Genomic DNA, 17,645 nt, shown 5'->3' on the forward strand with positions numbered 1-17,645 from the left:
ATGGTGGGCACGTGGTGCCCACCCTACTGCTTTGTCGTCGTTTATGGTCCTGGCGCCTGGCTGCGCAGCTGGCCGTTTTCCTCGTCCGTGAACAGGCGCGAGCGCGTGAGGAAGCGCCGGCCCGTGCCGTTATCGAGCGAGAACATGCCGCCGTTGCCGTCCACCACATCGATGATCAGCTGGGTGTGTTCCCAGTAACCGAACTGCTCCAGCCCGATGTAGAACGGCGCGCCGTCCAGGTTGCCCAGGTAGACGTCCGTGTCGGACAGGTCGAACTCCCCGGCGGCGTAGCACATCGGCGTGCTGCCGTCGCAGCAGCCGCCGGACTGGAAAAACATCAGCGGCCCGTGGCGCCGCCGCAGCTCGCCGATGAAGGCCAGCGCGGCGGGAGTCGCCATCACGCGTTCGATATTGGCTGTCATGGCGCCTCTCTGCCAGTTAGAAGAAGCCCAGCGCTTTCGGGCTGTAGCTCACCAGCAGATTCTTGGTCTGCTGGTAGTGGTCGAGCATCATCTTGTGATTCTCGCGGCCGATGCCCGACTGCTTGTAGCCGCCGAATGCGGCGTGTGCCGGGTACAGGTGATAGCAGTTGGTCCACACGCGGCCCGCCTGGATCGCGCGGCCGACGCGGAAGGCGCGGCTGCCGTCGCGCGTCCACAGGCCGGCACCCAGGCCGTACAGCGTGTCGTTGGCGATGCGCAACGCGTCCGCCTCGTCCTTGAACGTCGTCACCGAGACGACCGGGCCGAAGATCTCTTCCTGGAAGATGCGCATGCTGTTGTCGCCCTTGAACACGGTCGGACGCACGTAGTAGCCGCCGGAGAGGTCGCCGTCATGCTTCGCCTGCTCGCCGCCGGCCAGCACCTGCGCGCCTTCCTGGCGGCCGATGTCGAGGTAGGACAGGATCTTTTCCAGCTGCTCCTTCGACGCCTGGGCGCCGATCATCGTGCCCTCGTCGAGCGGGTTGCCGGCCTTGATTTGCGCCACGCGCGCCAGCGCGCGCTCGATGAACTTCTCGTAGATCGATTCCTGGATCAGCACGCGCGACGGGCAGGTGCATACCTCGCCCTGGTTCAGCGCGAACATCGCGAAGCCTTCCAGGCACTTGTCGAAGAAGTCGTCGTCCGCGTCCATCACGTCGGCGAAGAAGATGTTGGGCGACTTGCCGCCCAGTTCCAGCGTTACCGGAATCAGGTTCTGCGCGGCGTACTGCATGATCAGGCGGCCGGTGCCCGTCTCGCCCGTGAAGGCGATCTTGGCGATGCGCTTGCTTGATGCGAGCGGCTTGCCCGCTTCTAGGCCGAAGCCGTTGACGACGTTCAGCACGCCCGTCGGCAGCAGGTCGGCGATCAGCTCGACCAGCATCATGATCGAGGCCGGGGTCTGCTCGGCCGGTTTCAGCACGACGCAGTTGCCGGCGGCGAGTGCCGGGGCCAGCTTCCACACGGCCATCAGGATCGGGAAGTTCCACGGGATGATCTGGCCGACCACGCCCAGCGGCTCGTGGAAGTGGTAGGCGTAGGTCTGGTCGTCGATGGTCGAGATGGCGCCTTCCTGCGTACGGATGCAGCTCGCGAAATAGCGGAAGTGGTCGATCGCCAGCGGGATGTCGGCCGCCATCGTTTCGCGGATCGGCTTGCCGTTGTCGATGGTCTCGGCGGTCGCGATCAGGCGCAGGTTCTGCTCCATGCGGTCGGCGATGCGGTTCAGGATGTTGGCGCGTTCGGCCGGCGACGTCTTCGCCCAGGCGTCCTTGGCGGCGTGGGCGGCGTCCAGCGCCAGCTCCACGTCCTCGGCCGTCGAACGGGCCACTTCGCAGAACGGCTGGCCGCTGATCGGCGTGACGTTGGCGAAGTACTCGCCCTTGACCGGCGCGACGAATTTGCCGCCGATGAAGTTGTCGTAGCGTTGGCGGAACGGATTGGCGACGCCGAGTTTGCTGATGTCTGCGAGATTCATGTCATCCTCTTTCGTTGTGGGTTGGGTGGCCGAATTGGTGGCCATTGCGGGCACTGGTGTTTGCTCGGTACATCCCTTCTTTCGCAAACCCCGTGCCAGCCCGCTTTCCCCTGTTTTTGCCGTGTTGGACCGCCTGGCGCCGGCTGTTTCTGGTACAGGTGTTCCAAACTTGAACAGGTCAGCGGATCACCACGCCCCACGGCAGCTGGCCCACGGCGATGTCGCCCGTCTTGCTGCCCGCGGCCGTGTCGATAACGGACACGCTGTCCGAGCGCCCGTTCGCCACGTACAGCCGGCTGCCGTCCGGCGTCAGCGCCATGTTCCACGGTCGCTTGCCGACGGCGATGGTGGCGTCCACCGCATTGCGCGCGGCGTCGATGCGCATCACGCTGCCGTCCGCGCCGTTCGACACGAATACCGTCTTCCCGTCGGGCGACACGACGATGCCGGCCGGGTTCTTCCCCGCCGGGATCGTGGCGATGCTGCGGCGCTTGTCGATGTCCAGCACGTACACCGCGCCCGCGAGCTCGCACGCGACGTAGGCCCGCGTGCCGTCCGGCGCGAAGCCGATGCCGCGCGGGCGCAGGCCCACCGCGATCGAACCGGCCTGGCGGCGTGCGGCCACGTCGATCACGTCGACCTGCTCCGCGTTCTCGGCCGAGACGAGCAGCCAGCGCCCGTCCGGGCTGAACACGGCGTGCTCGGGGTTCTTGCCCTGGACGGGAATGTCGGCGACGAGCTTGCGCGCGGCCGCGTCGACGAGCGCCACGCTGTTGGAATCCTCGACGGCGACGGCGACCCAGCGGCCATCGCGCGACGCATTCACGCCCTCGGGCGAGCTGCCGAGCGGGATCGTGGCCAGCGTCGCGCCGCTGGCGGCATCCAGCACGAGCAGCGCGCTGCCGGCGGCGTCCGTGACGTACAGCCGGCTGCCCGCCGGATCGGCCGCGATGCCGCGCGGGCGCTTGCCGGCCGCGATCTGGCGCACGGCCGCGCCGGTGGCGGTGTCGATCACGCTGACGCTGCCGGATTTTTCGTTGGGGACGTAGGCGAAGGGGGCGGCCTGCGCGGCGCCGAAGCTGCAGGCCAGCAGGACGATGAGGGAACGAAGACGTGACATGATGGTCCTTTGAGTGTGGTCGGTACTCTCCGGATTGCAAGCGCCATGCCATGCGGGCAGCACGTTTCCGGGCTGGCAGGTATATTGCATGCGCTCATGGTCAGCGCCCGGATGACAAGGGCGACCATTCGACAGGAGACAAGATGAATCACCGTTTGAATTTCGTGGCGGCGCTGTTCGTCGCCGCCCCCCTGGCGGCCGCCGCCGCACCCGATACGCCGATGAGCGTGGTCGTCGTCAGCGCCACGCGCGCCGAGCACACGAGCTTCGACCTGCCGGCCGCGATCGACGTCGTCGACGCGGACCGCATCGGCGCGGCCCAGCCGCGCGTCAACGCGTCCGAGGCGCTGGCCACGGTGCCGGGGCTCGTCGTGCAGAACCGCCAGAACTATGCGCAAGACCTGCAGATCTCCTCGCGCGGGTTCGGCGCCCGGTCCGCGTTCGGCGTGCGCGGCGTGCGCCTCGTCGCGGACGGCATCCCGGCCACCATGCCGGACGGCCAGGGCCAGGCCGCGACGTTCAACCTCGACATGGCCGAGCGCATCGAAGTCCTGCGCGGCCCCTTCTCCACCTTGTACGGCAACCACGCCGGCGGCGTGATACAACTGTTCACCCGTGATCCACGCGGCGCGCCTTATATCGAAACGAATGTCTCGGCCGGCAGCGACGGCATGCGCAAAACGGATGTCAATACGGGCGGCAAGCAGGGCGCGTTCGGCTGGCTGCTGGACGGCTCGCGCTTCGAGACGGACGGCTACCGCGCCCACAGCGCCGCCACGCGCGACCAGGCGTATGCAAAGCTCACGTTCGACACGTCCGCCACCGGCAAGCTGACGGTCACGGCCAGCGGCCTGCGCCAGGACGACACGCAAGACCCGCTCGGCGTCACTTGGGCCACGTTCCAGCGCGACCCGCGCGCCGGCGAGATCGATGCGACGGATCCGCAGACGCCGAAACGCACGCTGGCCGACCGCTACGACACGCGCAAGAGCATCCACCACACGCAGGTCGGCCTCGCGTGGGACGAGAAGTTTGGCCAGGATCGCCTGCACGTCGCGGTCTATGGCGGCAACCGCAGCGTGATCCAGTACCAGTCGTTCTCGAAGGCGTTCCAGGCACCGGCCAGCCATTCCGGCGGCGTCGTCGACTTCGACCGCGATTTCTACGGCATCGATGCGAACTGGCAGATGGCGCGCCCGCTCGGCGATGGGAGTCTCCGCGCGACCGTCGGCCTGGAAGCCGGCAAATCGAACGATGCGCGCAAGGGGTACGAGAACTACGTCGGCACCACGTTCGGCGTGAAGGGCAACCTGCGCCGCGACGAGGAAGACGACGTGCGCAACGTCGATCCTTACCTGCAGCTGGAATGGGAGCGCGGACAATGGGTGTTCACGGGCGGCCTGCGCCACAGCCGCGTGAGCTTCGACGTGGACGACCACTATCTCGCCAACGGCAACGACGGCGGCAGCGTCGACTACCGCCACACGACGCCGCTCCTGGGCGCGCTGTACAAGGTGACGCCCACGCTGAACGTCTACGCGAGCGCGGCGCGCGGCTTCGAGACGCCGACGCTGAACGAAGTCTTTTACTCGGGCACGGGCAACGGCTTCAACTACCGCCTCGGCGCGGCCACGAGCACGCAGCTGGAGCTTGGGGCCAAGGCCTTGGTCGGCCAGGACGTGCGCGTCAACGCGGCCGTCTTCCAGGTGCGCACGCGCGACGAGCTGGTCGTCGACAGTTCCAGCGGCGGCCGCACGAGCTACCGCAACGCGAGCGCCACCCTGCGCCAGGGCCTGGAACTGTCGCTCGACGCCGACCTGCGCGCGGGCTTCTCCGCCCGCGTGGCGGCCACGGTGCTGCGTGCGATCTACGACGAGGCATTCACCGGCGTCGCCGAAGGCAACCGCCTGCCGGGCGTGCCGAGAACGAGCCTGTTCGGCGAGCTGGCGTGGAAGGATGCGGACGGCCGCCTGCAGGCGGCGCTGGAAACCATCGCCAGCGGCAAAGTCAATCCGGACGACGCCAACGCGGCGACACCGGCGCCGGGCTATGCGATCGTCAACGCGCGCGTGCAGGCCAGCCAGCCGCTGGGCGCGTGGCGCGTGCGCGAGTACGCGCGCGTGAACAACGTGTTCGACCGTACGTACGTCGGCTCCGTCATCGTCGGCGACAGCAACAAGCGGTATTACGAGCCGGCGCCGGGCCGCAACTGGGTGCTGGGCGCGAGCGTCCAGTATCAGTTCTGAATACGCGAGGCGCATAACATTCATGCACGCCGGCATATGACCGGCGTGCGCGTTGCCTGTTACGCTCGCGTGATGGACAAACTCTCGGAATGGCAAACACGCGTCGACCTCGCCGCGTGCTACCGGTTATGCGCGCTGTACGGCTGGGCCGACGGCATCTACACCCACATCTCGGCCGCCGTGCCCGGCGAGCCGGGTCACTACCTGATCAACGCGTTCGGCCTGTGCTTCGATGAAGTGACGGCGTCGAACCTCGTCAAGGTCGACGGCGCCGGCAACGTGATCGGCGCATTGCCGGCGCCGGTGAACCGGTCCGGCTTCCGCCTGCACGCGGCCGTGCACGAGGCGCGGCCGGATGCGGCCTGCGTCATGCACCTGCATAACGTGGCCGGCATCGCCGTCGGCATGCAGCAGGACGGCCTGCTGCCGCTGTCGCCGTACGCGCTGCGCTTTCATGGCGAGCTCGCGTACCACGACTACGAAGGCATCGCGATGACGCTTGACGAGCAGGCGCGCCTCGTCGACAACCTGGGCCACCGCCCCGCCATGCTGCTGCGGAACCACGGCAGCCTGACTGTGGGCCGTACGATCGCGGAAGCCTTCGTGCTGATGGAAACCCTGGACCGCGCCTGCGAGGCGCAGCTGCGCGCACAGGCGGCCGGCGTGCCGCTCGTGCAACCGCCGGCTGCCACGTGCGCGACGGCCCATGCGCAGCTCGTGGGCGACGGCTCGCCCGAAGGCGTGCTCGAATGGCCGTCGCTGCTGCGCCGCCTGGACGCCGCCAGTCCCCGATACCGAACCTGAAGGAACCCCTATGCCGACCATTAACGTTCAACTGTTCGAAGGCCGCACGCCGGAACAAAAGCGCGCCTTCGTGAAAGCCGTCACGGAAGCCGCCGTCAGGACGCTGGAGTGTTCGCCCGACTCCGTGGACATCCTGATCCACGAAGTCAAGCGCGAGCACTGGGCCACGGGCGGTAAACTATGGTCCGACGAATGATCACGGCCTGACGACCTGCACCCCGTACTTCGCGAAGAGCGTCTTCAGTTCGCCACTGGCCGCCAGGTCGTTCAGCGCGGCCTGCAACTGGCGCGCCAGACCGAGGTTATCCTTCTTCACCGCCATGCCGACCGCCCAGCCGCCGCGCGGCAGGCGGTCGAACGGCACCTCCTGCAGCGGGAACGCGGGATCGCCCTTCATCACCGACTCGATCTGGGCGCGCGTGGCCAGCACCGCATCCAGGGCACCCGCCTTCAACTGTTCCAGCGCTTCGATCGCGGTCGGGTAGATGTGCACCTGCTCGCGGAAGCGTCCTCCGCCCTCGCCCAGCATCACCATGCCGGAGATCGACACCTTCTCCACGCCGATGCGCTTGCCCGCCAGCGCATCGACGCCGTCGAACTGCGGAATCGCCTGCGCGCTGCGCACGAGCCGCACGGTCTCCACGTAGTACGGCGCGAAGATCTCGACCTGCGGATTCGCGTTCATCAGCATGCGGTCCACGGGCACGTGCAGCATCACGTCGGCCGGGCCGTAGCCGAGGTAGTGGCCCTTCCACACCATGTTGCGCAGGTCGTCGTTGAGATCGTCGCCGGCATCGAACGGCAACAACGCCAGCTTCAGCCCGAGCTTGCCGGCCAGCGCGGCGCCCAGGTCGGCGTCGATGCCCAGGCCGTGGTTGGAGAACGGCGCCAGATCGTTGTAGACGGCCACCTTGAGGGTGCCCGCCGTGCGCAGCACGGGTGTGTCGTCGGCGAAGGCGACGCCGGTACCCAGCAGGAGGCCCGCCGCGAGCAGCCGGCGGCGCGACGGCGAAGTCAGGGTCGACATGACGGCCTCAGTCGGCGGCGCGGCGGGATTCGAGGTAGGTCTTGATGGCCCACATCGCTTCCTGGTTGAACACGCCTTCGAACGGCGGCATGTAGACGGCCCCGTTGCGCACCTTGCCGTGGCGGATGCTGGTCAGGAAGTAGTTGTCGATCTCCTTGTAGCAGGCATCCTTCTTCTTCTCGTTCTTGATGCCGGTGCAGTCGCGATCGAGCAGGCGCAGGTCGGGTGCGATCCCGCCCGACACCGCTTCCAGCCCGTGGCAGCGGGCGCAGTTCTGCCCGTAGGCCGACGCGCCGATCTTCAGCGCCAGCTTGTTGGTGCGGTACGGATTCTCGTCGCGCCATTTGTCGCCGAGGGCGGGCAGGCCCGTCGTGTCGACGGCTTGCGGGACCACGTTGCCGTGCGCGTTGGCCCAGAGCGAGGTGAGTGCGGCGGCGGCAACGGCGACTGCGCCGGCGGCGATGCGGAATTTGTGCTTCATGGTGATGTCTCCTGTAGGTTTATCGGTCTATCCCTACATGAGCAATCGGCGTGCCATGCTTCATACGCCCTGGATGGCGGCGTTCGCGGCCCGCGCCTGTCCCAATTTGCAACAGGTGTCACATGTCCGCACGTGCCAGCGCGCGTGCCGCCGCCTCCGGATACAGGCGTTCGAGCGTTTCCGCCATCACGCGGCCGAGCAGCGCCTGCACGGGCGCGGCGGCCGCCGCCGCATCGGGCGCGCCACGCACGGCCTTCCACAACGGCGCCAGTTCCGCCTCGTGCGCGGCGACGCTGCGTTCGACCTCGGCCTGCCAGAACGGCGGCGCCTCCCCTTCGACGAAGTTGCCGCGTCCGCGCCCAAAATGGGCGACCGCCAGGTAGCGCAGCACGCTGCCGACGAGGAGCGTGCGCAGGAACGGATCCGCGAACTGCACGGTCGGCCGGTCGCGGTCCGTCGTGGTATTGAAACCCCAGGCCGCGCCGGCCATCGTGAGCGCGCCGACGATCGCGCCGAGCAGCGCGCCGCCGCCCAGCGTGAGGCCGCCGGCCATCAGGTCGGCCGACAGGCCCGTCGCAGCGCCGGAAACGACGGCACCGAGCAGCCCCGCCTGCGCCTTGTCGATGGGCGCGCGCACGGCGAAGTTCTCGCGCACGCGGGCATTGATGCGGCCCGCGTCGCCCGGGTCGAGCCGGTGCAGGCGCAGGAGGCCGACCGTCGTGTCGCCGATGCGCCGCTCCAGCCGCTCGACGAGGCCGGCCATCGCCGCCTCCTGGCGCTTCTGTTCATCCTTGCCGAGACCGACGGCCTTCAGCGCCGACTTGAACAAATTCGCCTTGCCCTCCTGCTCGATGGCCTGGCTGTCGCGCGCGGCGCCGGCCAGCATCTGCGCGCCGAGCGTCACGGCCTCGCGGAACCGCTGCACGTTGTGCGCCTGCCACGCGGCGAGCAGCCGCGCATAGCCGTCGCGCTTGGATTCGTCGATCAGCTTGCCGACGCGCTCGTAGAACACGTCCTCGTGCACCCAGCAGCGCGCGAACGCGTCGAGCGCGAGCACGTCGCGCACGATCGAGAACTGGTCGAGGTGCGCTTTCCAGCGCGCCTGCTCCGCCTGCTCCTGCTCGTCCGGCCGCGGTGGCCCCAGCTGGTTGAGCAGCACGACGACCGGTTTGCCGAGCCATTCGAGGATCCGCATCTCGGCCGGCAGGTAGCCGGCATCGCGCGGGTCCTCGGACGAATTCACGAGGTACAGCACGACGTCGGCCGCGTCCTTCGCCGCGCGCAGCGCCTGCTGGCTGAGCCAGAACGGCCGGTCACGGTAGCGGTCGAATACCTCGCGCATGAACCAGCCGATCGGATTGCCGGCCTGCGCGAGGCGCTTGAGCAGCCGGACGGAATCGCCGAAGCCGGGTGTGTCCCACAACAGCAGGCGGTCGCCCGCGCCGCTGGCCTGCAAGGTATGCGCTTCGGCGAACACGGTCACGTGGGCGGCGTCGCGCACCTCGCCCACGTCCATGCCCACCAGGGTGCGTGCGAGGGTCGTCTTGCCGTTGTTCGTGTGCGAGACGAGCGCGAACTGGATATCGACGGGTTGCGCGCTCATGCGCCCCCCGACACCGGAAGGCCGCTGCCGAGATCGAGCGGATGGCGCTCCGGATGCAGCAGGTCGACGACGGTCCCCTGGATGTGGTGGTACTGGCAGAACTGGTGCCACAACGCGACGCGCTCGACGAGGCGAGCGTCGACGGCGCCGCGCTCCACGAGCCCCGATTCGTCCAGCAGCACGGCGATGCCGCGCGGCGTGTTCCGCGCCAGGTACTCGAGAAACGCGCCGTGGTTTTCCCGTTCCGGCGTGGCGGCGAGGTTGAACAGGACGGCCGTGATGGCGACGCCGGCATCGTCGAGGCGCGCATCGCGCAGCAGCTCCTTCGGCTCCTCGCCGTACGGGCACGATGGGCGCAGCATCAACTGCGCCTGTTCGCCGAGCACCATCGCCGCGACGGCCGCGAGGCCTTTATGACGCGGCTCGTCGACGGTGAAGCTGTACGGGATCACGCGCAGCACGGCCGGACCGGACGCGCCGACGCGGTCGGCCAGCAGCCGGTAATACGGCTGGCCGAGGTCGAGCGGAAAGCGGTGCGCGAGGCGGCGCGCGCGCAGTCCGGACACGAGCGCCAGTACGAGGCGCGGCAGCACGACGAGCAGGAGCAGCGTCGCCGCATACAGGTGCACCCAGCGTGCGCCGCCGGCGGACGACGGCTCCTGCACGAAGCGCAGCGCCTGGACGTCGGCCAAGGTAAAACCCTGCAGCGGGAACACGGCCAGCGCGGGTGCGAACAGGACCGACAGCAGCGTGTGCACCTGCTGGGCATCGAGGAACGTGCTCTCCCACCCGGCCGCGTATTGCGTCAACACGCCGCGCGCGTACAACGACGCGATCGCACCGAGCGCGAACGCGGCGGCCGCGAGGTGGATGGTGCGGCCGAGCCGCAAATGCGTGAGCTTGGCCGTCAGCGCCGACCAGTCCGTGAAGTATTGGGCGATGCCGGCGGCGAGCGGCGCCGGCAGTTTGCGCGGCAGCGCGGCCTTGCCGACGGACAGGCGGCGCAGCAGCCGCGGGCTCGCCCAGCCGGTGCGCTTCGACGGCACGAGCGCCCACACGATCAGCGCGACGTAGACCAGCAGGTTCCACGCGAGGACCGCGAGCAGCGGCGCCGACAGCAGGTCGACGCGATGCGGATTGCCGATGCGGTCCAGTCCCGCGCCGGCCGCGAAGCCGATGATGGGCAGCAGCACGGCCAGCATGGGCAGCAGGCTGCGCCGCTGGCGGAACGCGGCAAACGCGGGCGTGCGCTCGGCCAGCCGCTTGAGGACGAGTTCCGCGCGCTGGCCGAGGAAGTGGTCGAGCCGCGGCTCGCTCTTGCCTTCGGCCGCCTGCCAGTGCGCCAGCTCGCGCGCGCTGCGGCTGGCGTAGACGCGGTCGTCTTCGGTCAGGATCTCGCGCTTCGTGTCGGCGGTTTCGATGGCGCGCATCAGGACGACATCGCGTGCGGTCCGCTCGTTCATGGGCTCCTCTCTGGATGAGTTGACAAGCTTATCAGAAATACTTCACCCATCGTTTCCCGCTCGTGCGCTTGTACGCGCCGAACAGCCGCGTCGGCAGATACAGGACGACAGCCAGCAGCGCGGCGATCGCCCACACCTGCCAGACGTGCGCCACGTCCGCACGCGGCACGCCCAGCGCGGCGGCGGCGAGCTTCTGCAGCGCCAGTAGCGCATACAGGTGCAGCAGGTAGTAGAACAGCGGCGCCCCGCCGAACACCGCCGCCGCGCGGGTCGGCGCCGTGTCCACGCGCTCGACCCACGCGAGCACGATGGCGCCCACGCCGAGCGTCAACAGGAGGAAGTCGAGCGACGGTGGATACTTCGTGAAGTTGAGGAAGGCCATCGCGGCGCGCACGGGGTCAGCCTGCGACGTCCACGGCACGGGCTCGCCGTACGCGTTCACGCTGCGCAGGACGACGAGCGACGCGAGACAGGCGATGCCAACGAGGGTCAGCCAGCGCGTGCGCAGCGCGGGCGCGGCCGTCCTGGCATACAAGGGGCCGCACGCATAGCCCAGCAGGATCACGCCGATCCAGGCCAGCACGGGATAGCTGACCTTGATGCGGACCGGATCCAGCGCGAGGAAGCCGCGCTGTTCGAGGATCGTCCACGCCGCCGGGGGCAACGCCCCCTGTTCAAGCGCATTGTGCCCGCCCACGATGATCAGGCCCAGCACACCGGGCAGCGCGAGCGGCAGGCGGTGCAGCAGCGCCAGCGCGAGCATGGCGAGGCCGATGGCCCAGATCACCTGCAGGTAAATGGTGGACTGCGGCGTCCCCGACCAGGCGGCATTCACGACCGTGACCTCGAGCGCGAGCAGCAACAGGCCGCGCTTGACGAGGAACCCCGTCGCGCCGCGCGGGCCGCCGGGCGGGTGCGCATACAGCCAGGCCGACAGGCCGGTCAGGAACACGAACATCGGCGCGCAGAAATGCGCCGCCAGGCGGGTGAAGAACAGCGCGGGCGGCGTCGCGCCCACGTCCATCGGATCGCCGACCTGGTGCTGAAGATAGAACGTCTCGCGCACGTGGTCGACCGTCATCAGGAGCATGACGAGGCCGCGCATCACATCGATCGAGAGAATACGTCGGGTGTTCATGGCGGTTCCTCAGTAGCGGTAAGACAGGGTTGCCGTCGCCGTGCGCGTGCTGCCCGGCGCAACCCACAACCGGCTGTACGAACTGGCGTAGTAGCGGCGGTCGAACAGGTTGTCGACGTTCAGCGCGATGCGCCAGCGTTTGTCCGGCGCATACGCCGCCATGACGCGGGCCGTCGTGTAGCCGGACAGCGTGAAGCCGCTGGACGCCGCCACGTCGCCGAAGCGCTCGCCCACGTACGCGAGTCCCGCGCCGGCCGACAGCCGTGCATCGCCCGCGACCAGCAGCACGTTGGCGCTGTGGCGCGGCACGTTGGGAGCGCGGCTGCCGGTACGTATGGTGTTGTCGCCACGGGTTACGCGCGCGTCCGTGTACGCATACGACGCCGACAGCTTCAGGCCGCGCCGCAACCGGCCCGACACATCCAGATCCACGCCCCGGCTCGCGACCTCGCCCGCGGGAATCGCGTAGTCCGGGTTCACGGGATTCGTCGTGAGGACGTTCTTCTTGCGGATCCGGTAGACCGCCAGCGTGCCCGCCAGCCCGCCGGGCGTATCGAGTTTCGCGCCCACTTCGTCGGCGCGGCTCTCTTCCGCCGGGAACGCCTGGTTGTCGATGCCGATGCCGCTGTTCGGGCGAAAGCCGCGCGCGGTGCTCGCGTACAGCGCGACCGTGGCAGCCGGCTGGTAGACCAGTCCCGCGCGCGGGCTGGTGGCGCCGAGGCGCTGGTGGTTGACGGCCGCCGTGCGGTGGTTGATCACGGTCTGGCGGTACCGGTCGTGGCGCACGCCGACGAGCGCTTTCCAGCGCGCCGCCAGGTCCAACTGGTCCTGCACGTAGAGCCCCGTGGCGCGCTGGTGTTCGAGCGTATCGATCGACAGGGCGAGCGGCGCGGCCGTGCCGCCGTACACGGGGTCGATGATGTCGAGCGCGTACGGATTCGCGGCCGACGGATTGCGGCGCAGCTGCACGCGCCGGTCATCGAAGCGGTAGGTGTCGGCGCCGATCAGCACCGCGTGGTTCGCGAGCCTGCCCAGCAGTTCCAAGCGTGCGGAACGGTCGATGGCCGCGAAGTCGCGATGCCGCCGCTGGCGGCGCAGCGTCCGGCCATCCGCCGCGAGGTCGCTGGCTTCCGTCGAGTACCCGGCGAGCGCACTGTCGCGATAGGATGCGCCGCCCTGCACCGACCAGCCTTCGCCCAGCGCGTGCTGGACGAACAGCTGCTGCCCCACCGACTGCACGATGACCGGACCGTCGGCAGGCTCGCCGAGGAAACGCGAGACTGGCAACCGGCCCGGGATCGCGACGACGCCGCGATCGAACGGCGTGCGTTGGCGCGTCGCTTCGATCTCGTACGACACCGTCGTGTCTTCGCCCGCGTGCCACAGGATGGACGGCGCGACGTAGGTGCGCTCCGTGTGCACCAGGTCGCGGAAGCTGCCGCCCGCCTGGTGCGCCAGGTTGAACCGGTACGCGACACTGTCCGACAACGGCCCGGTCAGGTCGGCTGCGGCGCGCCGCGTGCCATGGCTTGCCAGCGCGGCGTCGATGCCGTATTGCGGCGCGAAGCGCGGCTTCTTCGTCACGATGTTGACCGTGCCGCCCGGCTCGCCGCGGCCATACAGCGCCGATGCGGATCCCTTCAAAATCTCGATGGACTGGGTACCCGCGACGTCGCGCAGGCCGTTGTAGCCGCGGCTCGAACTGAAGCCGTTGAGCATGTAGTCCGATCCGAAGTTCGGATCGCCCGTGAAGCCACGCATCGCGTAGCTGTCCCACAGGCCGCCCAGGTCGCTCTGGCGGGCGATGCCGCTGGCCAGTTCGAGCGCGCCGGCCAGGTTGGTGACGCCCGCGTCGCGCAGCAGGTCGGCCTCCAGCGTCCGGGTACTTTGCGGCAGGTCGAGCGGCTGCGCATCGGTTTTCGTGGCGCCGGCCACGGTGAGGGCATGGTAGGCCGTGCGCTGGCCGGTGACGAGCACGGTGCCGGCCGGCGGTTCGGCCATGGCGTGGAAAGACAGCGTACCGGCGAGCAGCGGCACGCACCGCAGATGGGTGTTCTTGATCTTCATGTTTCCAAATCCTGTTCAGCGAATAACGCGCAACGCCGCCAGGGCGCAGGCGCCATGGCGGTACGATGCATCGATTGGAGGAACTGATCAGGCTTGGGGTGGACCGCGCGGCTGGTAGACGTGGACCGGCTGCGGACGGATGCCGGTGCGAATCGGGTCGACGGGGCCCTCGTCCGCCAGCGCGAGCGGCACGAAGACATGCACCGATGGCGGCGCCGCGAATGCCAGCTGGGCGCCGTCGAGGCACAGTGCGCAGAGATCGCGCAATGCCGGCTTGCCGTCGGCACCCCGCTCCACCTGCGCTGCCGCTTGCGCGCTGCCAGCCTCCGCGACGTGCGTCGCCGCATGCTGCAACGACATCTGCTGCGTGATGAGCAGCAGGAGCGACAGCAGTACGTGGACGAAGGAGCGCGACATTCGGCGTAATGGAAAGACAACAGCGGGGCATTGTAGCTGAAGTCGGGGCGCGGAAAAGCAAAAAGCCCGCTCAGTGCGAGGATAGGCAGTGCCAATCCGGGCGAGCGGGCTTCGTTTTTCCAAAACGAAAAACCCCGTCGAGATCACTCGACGGGGTTTTCTTAATAACTAGCCTGACGATAACCTACTTTCACACTGGTTGCAGCACTATCATCGGCGCAGAGTCTTTTCACGGTCCTGTTCGGGATGGGAAGGGGTGGTACAGACTTGCTATGGTCATCAGGCATAACTTGTACGAGTGCCGCTTGCATAATGCGTGCGTCACTCTGAATCCGGAAGAAGCGGTTTTCGTAATCTGTTGTCTCAACAAACAGCCGAACCCTTGCGTTGGCAATGACTGCCAAGGTTATAGGGACAAGCCGTACGGGCAATTAGTATCAGTTAGCTTAATGCATTACTGCACTTCCACACCTGACCTATCAACGTCCTGGTCTCGAACGACCCTTCAAGGAGCTCAAGGCTCCGGGAAATCTCATCTCAAGGCGAGTTTCCCGCTTAGATGCTTTCAGCGGTTATCTCTTCCGAACTTAGCTACCCGGCAATGCCACTGGCGTGACAACCGGTACACCAGAGGTTCGTCCACTCCGGTCCTCTCGTACTAGGAGCAGCCCCCTTCAAATTTCCAACGCCCACGGCAGATAGGGACCAAACTGTCTCACGACGTTTTAAACCCAGCTCACGTACCACTTTAAATGGCGAACAGCCATACCCTTGGGACCGGCTACAGCCCCAGGATGTGATGAGCCGACATCGAGGTGCCAAACTCCCCCGTCGATATGAACTCTTGGGAGGAATCAGCCTGTTATCCCCAGAGTACCTTTTATCCGTTGAGCGATGGCCCTTCCATACAGAACCACCGGATCACTATGTCCTACTTTCGTACCTGCTCGACTTGTCGGTCTCGCAGTTAAGCACGCTTATGCCATTGCACTATTAGCACGATGTCCGACCGTACCTAGCGTACCTTCGAACTCCTCCGTTACACTTTAGGAGGAGACCGCCCCAGTCAAACTGCCTACCATGCACTGTCCCCGACCCGGATCACGGGCCAAGGTTAGAACCTCAAACGAACCAGGGTGGTATTTCAAGGTTGGCTCCACGAGAACTGGCGTCCCCGCTTCAAAGCCTCCCACCTATCCTACACAGATTGGTTCAAAGTCCAATGCAAAGCTACAGTAAAGGTTCATGGGGTCTTTCCGTCTAGCCGCGGGTAGATTGCATCATCACAAACATTTCAACTTCGCTGAGTCTCGGGAGGAGACAGTGTGGCCATCGTTACGCCATTCGTGCAGGTCGGAACTTACCCGACAAGGAATTTCGCTACCTTAGGACCGTTATAGTTACGGCCGCCGTTTACTGGGACTTCAATCAAGAGCTTGCACCCCATCATTTAATCTTCCAGCACCGGGCAGGCGTCACACCCTATACGTCCACTTTCGTGTTTGCAGAGTGCTGTGTTTTTATTAAACAGTCGCAGCCACCAGTTTATTGCAACCCTTTCACCCTCATGGAGTAAACCATTCAAGCTACCGGGGCGTACCTTATCCCGAAGTTACGGTACCAATTTGCCGAGTTCCTTCTCCCGAGTTCTCTCAAGCGCCTTAGAATACTCATCTCGCCCACCTGTGTCGGTTTGCGGTACGGTCTCGTATGACTGAAGCTTAGAGGCTTTTCTTGGAACCACTTCCGATTGCTTCGTGTCACAAGGACACACGTCTCAACCCCTTGAATTACGCGCCCGGATTTGCCTAAGCGCCTTCTATGAGTCAAGAACCAACTATTCCAACAGTTGGACAACCTTCCGCGATCCGTCCCCCCATCGCATCATACGACGGTGCAGGAATATTAACCTGCTTCCCATCAGCTACGCATCTCTGCCTCGCCTTAGGGGCCGACTCACCCTGCTCCGATGAACGTTGAACAGGAAACCTTGGGCTTTCGGCGAGAGGGCTTTTCACCCTCTTTATCGCTACTCATGTCAGCATTCGCACTTCCGATACCTCCAGCATCCTTTACAAGACACCTTCTCAGGCTTACGGAACGCTCTCCTACCATATGGATCAAAGTATAAATACTAAGAAACATATCCGCAGCTTCGGTGACTGGCTTAGCCCCGTTACATCTTCCGCGCAGGACGACTCGATCAGTGAGCTATTACGCTTTCTTTAAATGATGGCTGCTTCTAAGCCAACATCCTGACTGTTTTAGCCTTCCCACTTCGTTTTCCACTTAGCCAATCTTTGGGACCTTAGCTGGCGGTCTGGGTTGTTTCCCTCTTGACGCCGGACGTTAGCACCCGACGTCTGTCTCCCAAGCTCGCACTCATCGGTATTCGGAGTTTGCAATGGTTTGGTAAGTCGCAATGACCCCCTAGCCATAACAGTGCTCTACCCCCGATGGTGATACTTGAGGCACTACCTAAATAGTTTTCGGAGAGAACCAGCTATTTCCAGGTTTGTTTAGCCTTTCACCCCTACCCACAGCTCATCCCCTAATTTTTCAACATTAGTGGGTTCGGACCTCCAGGGCGTGTTACCGCACCTTCATCCTGGCCATGGGTAGATCACCTGGTTTCGGGTCTACACCCAGCGACTGTCGCCCTGTTCGGACTCGATTTCTCTACGGCTCCCCTATTCGGTTAACCTCGCCACTGAATGTAAGTCGCTGACCCATTATACAAAAGGTACGCCGTCACCCCACGAAGAGGCTCCGACTGTTTGTATGCACACGGTTTCAGGATCTATTTCACTCCCCTCCCGGGGTTCTTTTCGCCTTTCCCTCACGGTACTGGTTCACTATCGGTCGATTACGAGTATTTAGCCTTGGAGGATGGTCCCCCCATCTTCAGACAGGATTTCTCGTGTCCCGCCCTACTTGTCGTACGCTTAGTACCACCGTTCGAATTTCGTGTAAGGGGCTATCACCCTCTATGGCCAGCATTTCCAGGCTGTTCCACTATTCGATCGACTATCACGTACAAGGCTCATCCCATTTCGCTCGCCACTACTTTGGGAATCTCGGTTGATTTCTTTTCCTGCAGCTACTTAGATGTTTCAGTTCGCCGCGTTCGCTTTGCATACCTATGTATTCAGTATGCAATGACCTAAAAGGCCGGGTTTCCCCATTCGGAAATCTGCGGATCAAAGTGTGTTTGCTCACTCCCCGCAGCTTATCGCAAGCTACTACGTCCTTCGTCGCCTGTAATCGCCAAGGCATCCACCATGTGCACTTATTCACTTGTCCCTATAACGTTGGCCCCT

General features: G+C 65.6%; 13 protein-coding genes and 2 rRNA genes. 3 read left to right on the forward strand and 12 right to left on the reverse strand.

Features of this window, described 5'->3' with window-relative positions:
- Positions 1 to 41: 41 nt before the first annotated feature.
- The 3 genes from ACL58G_RS00115 to ACL58G_RS00125 form a co-directional block, all read right to left on the reverse strand.
- Positions 42 to 422 carry a DUF779 domain-containing protein gene (locus ACL58G_RS00115; protein ID WP_440964558.1) on the reverse strand — a complete coding sequence of 127 codons (381 nt, stop codon included), beginning with the start codon at positions 420 to 422 and terminating at the stop codon, positions 42 to 44.
- Between the two features lie 16 nt (positions 423 to 438).
- Complete coding sequence (gene adh, locus ACL58G_RS00120) at positions 439 to 1,959, reverse strand: aldehyde dehydrogenase (RefSeq protein WP_440964559.1); 1,521 nt, start codon at positions 1,957 to 1,959, stop codon at positions 439 to 441.
- Between the two features lie 178 nt (positions 1,960 to 2,137).
- The gene (locus ACL58G_RS00125; RefSeq protein ID WP_440964560.1) at positions 2,138 to 3,079 is read right to left on the reverse strand and encodes a beta-propeller fold lactonase family protein; all 942 of its coding nucleotides are present in this window, start codon (positions 3,077 to 3,079) and stop codon (positions 2,138 to 2,140) included.
- Positions 3,080 to 3,222: 143 nt separating this feature from the next.
- Here ACL58G_RS00125 and ACL58G_RS00130 point away from each other — a divergent pair, with 143 nt between their 5' ends.
- The 3 genes from ACL58G_RS00130 (at position 3,223) to ACL58G_RS00140 (ending at position 6,325) form a co-directional block, all read left to right on the forward strand.
- Positions 3,223 to 5,325, forward strand: a complete 2,103-nt coding sequence (locus ACL58G_RS00130; protein WP_440964561.1) for a TonB-dependent receptor family protein — start codon at positions 3,223 to 3,225, stop codon at positions 5,323 to 5,325.
- A gap of 72 nt (positions 5,326 to 5,397) precedes the next feature.
- A complete protein-coding gene (locus ACL58G_RS00135) occupies positions 5,398 to 6,129 on the forward strand; it encodes a class II aldolase/adducin family protein (RefSeq protein WP_440964562.1) in 732 nt (243 codons plus the stop codon).
- A 10-nt stretch (positions 6,130 to 6,139) separates the two neighbouring features.
- Complete coding sequence (locus tag ACL58G_RS00140) at positions 6,140 to 6,325, forward strand: 4-oxalocrotonate tautomerase (RefSeq protein ID WP_440964563.1); 186 nt, start codon at positions 6,140 to 6,142, stop codon at positions 6,323 to 6,325.
- Here the strand turns inward: ACL58G_RS00140 and ACL58G_RS00145 are convergent, their stop codons facing one another.
- From ACL58G_RS00145 to ACL58G_RS00185, 9 genes are all read right to left on the reverse strand, one after another.
- Positions 6,326 to 7,156: a substrate-binding periplasmic protein gene (locus ACL58G_RS00145; RefSeq protein WP_440964564.1), complete on the reverse strand. Its 831-nt coding sequence runs from the start codon at positions 7,154 to 7,156 to the stop codon at positions 6,326 to 6,328.
- A 7-nt stretch (positions 7,157 to 7,163) separates the two neighbouring features.
- Entirely contained in the window at positions 7,164 to 7,637 is a 474-nt protein-coding gene (gene pedF / locus ACL58G_RS00150; RefSeq protein WP_413342425.1) for a cytochrome c-550 PedF, read from the reverse strand.
- Positions 7,638 to 7,755: 118 nt separating this feature from the next.
- Positions 7,756 to 9,240, reverse strand: coding sequence for a DUF3482 domain-containing protein (locus tag ACL58G_RS00155; RefSeq protein WP_413386540.1), 1,485 nt, complete (start codon positions 9,238 to 9,240; stop codon positions 7,756 to 7,758).
- Positions 9,237 to 10,703, reverse strand: a complete 1,467-nt coding sequence (locus ACL58G_RS00160; RefSeq protein WP_440964565.1) for a DUF2868 domain-containing protein — start codon at positions 10,701 to 10,703, stop codon at positions 9,237 to 9,239. Before ACL58G_RS00160 ends, ACL58G_RS00155 begins: the two co-directional genes overlap by 4 nt.
- A 31-nt stretch (positions 10,704 to 10,734) precedes the next feature.
- A complete protein-coding gene (locus ACL58G_RS00165) occupies positions 10,735 to 11,841 on the reverse strand; it encodes a DUF1624 domain-containing protein (RefSeq protein ID WP_440964566.1) in 1,107 nt (368 codons plus the stop codon).
- Positions 11,842 to 11,850: 9 nt separating this feature from the next.
- A complete protein-coding gene (locus tag ACL58G_RS00170; protein ID WP_440964567.1) occupies positions 11,851 to 13,908 on the reverse strand; it encodes a TonB-dependent siderophore receptor in 2,058 nt (685 codons plus the stop codon).
- 87 nt (positions 13,909 to 13,995) lie between these two features.
- On the reverse strand, positions 13,996 to 14,268 hold the full coding sequence (locus tag ACL58G_RS00175; RefSeq protein ID WP_440964568.1) for a hypothetical protein: 273 nt from the start codon (positions 14,266 to 14,268) through the stop codon (positions 13,996 to 13,998).
- A gap of 228 nt (positions 14,269 to 14,496) precedes the next feature.
- A 5S ribosomal RNA gene (gene rrf, locus ACL58G_RS00180) occupies positions 14,497 to 14,609 on the reverse strand.
- Positions 14,610 to 14,735: 126 nt separating this feature from the next.
- Positions 14,736 to 17,628: ribosomal RNA gene (locus ACL58G_RS00185) — 23S ribosomal RNA — on the reverse strand.
- Positions 17,629 to 17,645 lie beyond the last annotated feature (17 nt).

It is taken from the genome of Massilia sp. GER05, from assembly GCF_052056005.1.
Lineage (GTDB): Bacteria > Pseudomonadota > Gammaproteobacteria > Burkholderiales > Burkholderiaceae_D > Telluria > Telluria orientalis.